Annotated in this window: 3 protein-coding genes and 1 pseudogene; 3 read left to right on the top strand and 1 reads right to left on the bottom strand. The window is 64.7% G+C overall.

Annotated features, from left to right (window positions below; genetic code table 11):
- Together EN932_RS38715 and EN932_RS04280 are read left to right on the top strand one after the other, a co-directional pair.
- A pseudogene (locus EN932_RS38715) lies at window positions 1-102 on the top strand (sugar kinase); the annotation flags it as partial.
- The gene (locus EN932_RS04280) at window positions 102-1370 is read left to right on the top strand and encodes a D-tagatose-bisphosphate aldolase, class II, non-catalytic subunit (protein WP_127368578.1); all 1269 of its coding nucleotides are present in this window, start codon (window positions 102-104) and stop codon (window positions 1368-1370) included. The pseudogene EN932_RS38715 and the gene EN932_RS04280, both read left to right, overlap by 1 nt.
- A 56-nt stretch (window positions 1371-1426) precedes the next feature.
- Here EN932_RS04280 and EN932_RS04275 read toward each other — a convergent pair whose 3' ends face one another.
- Window positions 1427-2773 (bottom strand): FAD-binding oxidoreductase, encoded by a 1347-nt coding sequence (locus tag EN932_RS04275; RefSeq protein WP_127384756.1) that lies wholly within the window; start codon window positions 2771-2773, stop codon window positions 1427-1429.
- A 258-nt stretch (window positions 2774-3031) separates the two neighbouring features.
- Between EN932_RS04275 and EN932_RS38710 the strand changes: the two genes are divergently transcribed.
- Window positions 3032-3292 (top strand): hypothetical protein, encoded by a 261-nt coding sequence (locus EN932_RS38710; RefSeq protein WP_245460923.1) that lies wholly within the window; start codon window positions 3032-3034, stop codon window positions 3290-3292.
- The last annotated feature ends 104 nt before the right edge of the window (window positions 3293-3396 follow it).

Here is a 3396-nt window from a genome sequence, read left to right as displayed (position 1 = left end):
GCGGCAGGGGCGCGCAACGTCACACGCCTCGGCCCCATGGAGGGAGCCGGCACGCGGGCCGAACTGGAAGATTTCATGGCAAGAACGGCGAGAAGAAGCTGATGCGTGTGGCGATCGAAGATGTGCCGGGCCTGCACAGGGAAGGAAAGAAAATCGGGGTGACCTCGGTGTGCTCGGCGCACCCCCTGGTGCTGAAAGCCGCACTGCGGCACGGCCGGGACACGGGCACCACCGTCCTGATCGAAGCGACGTGCAACCAGGTCAATCATCTGGGCGGCTATACGGGCATGACGCCGTCCGATTTCGCGGCGATGGTGAAAGCGCTCGCGGCAGTCGAGCAGTGCCCGACAGAGCTGATCGTGCTTGGCGGGGATCATCTCGGTCCCAATCCCTGGAAAGACCGGCCCGCCGAGGAGGCGATGGCGCAGGCCGGGACAATGGTCGATGCTTATGTCCGCGCCGGCTTCCGCAAGATCCATCTCGATGCATCGATGGGCTGCGCGGGTGAACCGGCGGCGCTAGACGACCATACGGTGGCCGAGCGCGCAGCCAGAATGGCGGGCGTCGCGGAACAGGCGGCCGCGCAGAGCGGCGGGGCAAGCCCGGTCTACATCATCGGGACGGAGGTGCCGCCTCCCGGTGGCGCCGATCACGCGTTGGATGCGATCACCCCGACCAGTCCGGAGGCGGCTCGCCAGACACATGCCATTCACGCCAAAGCATTCCAGGCCGCCGGGCTTGAAAGCGCGTTTTCCCGCGTCATCGGGCTTGTCGTGCAGCCGGGCGTGGAGTTCGGCAACCAGAATGTGATTTTTTACGATCGGACCAAGGCCAGCGATCTGGCGGCAACTCTGAACACATTGCCGTCGCTCATTTTCGAAGCGCATTCGACGGACTATCAGGGTGAGAGGCCGCTGCGTGAACTCGTCGAGGACGGCTTCGCTATCCTCAAGGTCGGCCCCGAGCTGACCTTCAAACTGCGCGAGGCGCTTTACGCGCTCGACCTGATCGCTTCCGATCTGGTGCCTTTCTATGGCGAGCGGCCGCTTTACCACGCCATGGAAGAGCTGATGCAAGCCGCGCCCAAGAACTGGGCAAGCCACTATCATGGCAGCGATGCCGACAAGCGGACGCTGCGCCACTACTCCTATTCCGATCGCATCCGATATTATTGGGCGACCCCGCAAGCCCGTGCCGCCTGCGACCGGCTCTTCGACGCGTTGAAGGGCCGCAAGGTGCCGGTGACGCTGTTTCTCCAGCACCTGCCTTCGGCGCTCGCTTGGGCCGACCGAGCCTGCGACGTCGAAGAGATCGCGATCGATCACGTCCAGGGAAGCATCGAGATCTACGCCCGGGCATGCGGCACCTGAGCCCTCGTCCGGTTCTTCAAGGCCAGAGCGGATGGGCTGGCGGGCGGCAGAAATACTTACAGCGATGGTCCCAATCGGATCGGGCTGCCGTCGCTGAAACGGGATTGACGGAACCTGTGGAGATTGTGCCCGGTCTCGTTGCCCAGGATCAAATCGGACAGAATGCGGCCCATTCCGGGTCCTATGCCGAAGCCGTGGCCGCTCATCCCGGTCGCGACAACGAGGCCTGGGAATGCAGCGGCGCGATCGACGATGGGCACGACATCAGGCATGGCATCGATCATGCCCGCCCAGCTCGCCTTGAGCGGTACGGTCGTGAACTGAGGGAAAAGCTCCCTGAACCCGCCGTCGATGGCGCGGAGCGCCGACGTCTCGGGAGCCGGATTGAGGACGCGCATCCGTTCGAAAGGGCTTTCTTCATCCGCGTTCCATCTGCGCGGGGTCGACCAGCCGTCCGGGTAGCCTCGCGGCGCGGCCGGCAGGTAGCGTGTGCCGAACGGATTGGCCATCAGGGCGCTGACATATTTGCCTGCATGGCGAAATGCGTCCGGCCCTATGTAGAGTTGGCTGCTGCCTCCCGATGCGAGCGTGTACCCGCCATCCTGCCTGCGCCGGAAAGCGATGCGTTCGTCCGCGGCGGCGCCGGCGTGGATTTCCGCCATCGGCGCTGTCGCAGCGACGGTCGCCCTGACGCTGAGCTGCGGAATCGAGATGCCGTGGGCGCGCAGGAACAGCGACGTCCACGCGCCGCTGGCGACGAGGACGCTCGAGGCCGCGATGAGCCCTTTCTCGGTCCAGACGCCACTGATGCGTCCCGCGGAGATGTCGAGCATACGTGCCGCGCAATTCTCGATGATCGTCGCGCCTTCGCGGGCCGCCAGGCGAGCAAGCGCGGGCACGGCGACCCAAGGTTCTGCCCGCATGTCCGATGGAGTGATCATTGCGCCTTTGAACAGTCGCGACATGGCCGGGATCAGGCTTGCCAGCTCACCCTGGTCGAGGAGACGCGTGTCGACGCCATGAGCCTGGGCGATCTTCAGGAATTTCGCGAAGCCGGCCATCTCCTTGTCTGTTCGCGCAAGATAGGTAACGCCCGTCTGCTTCAGTCCTATGTCCTCGCCACATTCCTGCGCCAGTTGCCGCCAGAGGCGCTGCGCTTCGATGACGATCGGCAGTTCGTCGGCATCGCGGCCCTGCTGCCGGATCCAGCCCCAGTTGCGCGAGGATTGCTCGGCGGCGATGCGTCCCTTTTCCAGCAGCGTCACCGAGACGTTCCGGCGCGCCAGGAACAGTGCCGTGGTCACGCCAATGACCCCGCCGCCGATGATCACGACGTCCGAGGTCCTCGGCAGGGGCTGCTGGAACTGGATCGGGGTGGCTTCGGTGAAGGGGAAGATTGTCAAAGAGCACTATCCTTTGGTATTCCGCAGCGGCGTCCGGTCTACGCACTTGATATCAGGGCAGCGATATCTGGCCGCCGTGAGATGTCGATACCACGCGAGGAGATTGATCGTCAGCTGCTGCTTGCCGGGAACGACGAGGCCAGATCGCGGCGCCGGCAAATCCACGCTTCTGAAATCAATTTCCGGGCTCATGGCGCCGACCGGGGGCACGCTTGCCTTCAACAGCGAGTCGATCGCCGGCCAGGCGCCGGAAAAGCTATGCCGGAAGGCCTGGCACTGGTGCCGGAAGGCCGCAGTATCTTCCGGACACTGACGGTGCGGGAAAACCTGCTGCTCGGCGGCATGATCCGCAAGGACAAGGCCGAAGCGGCCGCCGATCTGGGAACGGGTTCTGGAAATCTTTCCGATCCTCAGGACCCGCTACCGCGGCGTTGCCGGCCACCTTTCCGGCGGCGAGCAGCAGCAGCTTGCCATCGCCCGCGCCATCCTGCAGCACCCGTCGCTGATGATGGTCGATGAACCGTCGCTTGGCCTTGCGCCGCTGGTGATCGACCAGGTCTACGAAAGCCTCCGCCAGCTTAGCGCCAGCGGCTGACCCTGCTCTTCGTCGAACGGTCCACCGC

It is taken from the genome of Mesorhizobium sp. M7A.F.Ca.US.002.01.1.1 (assembly GCF_004022955.1).
GTDB classification, from domain to species: Bacteria; Pseudomonadota; Alphaproteobacteria; order Rhizobiales; family Rhizobiaceae; genus Mesorhizobium; species Mesorhizobium ciceri.
Note: the sequence above shows the minus strand (reverse complement) of the source record. Positions and strands in the feature narration are given on the sequence as shown.

Bases quoted from the DNA above. Each gene is read 5' to 3' on its own strand.
- EN932_RS04280 (WP_127368578.1), top strand. From the start codon at position 102: ATGCGTGTGGCGATCGAAGATGTGCCGGGCCTGCACAGGGAAGGAAAG.
- EN932_RS38710 (WP_245460923.1), top strand. From the start codon at position 3,032: ATGCCGGAAGGCCTGGCACTGGTGCCGGAAGGCCGCAGTATCTTCCGG.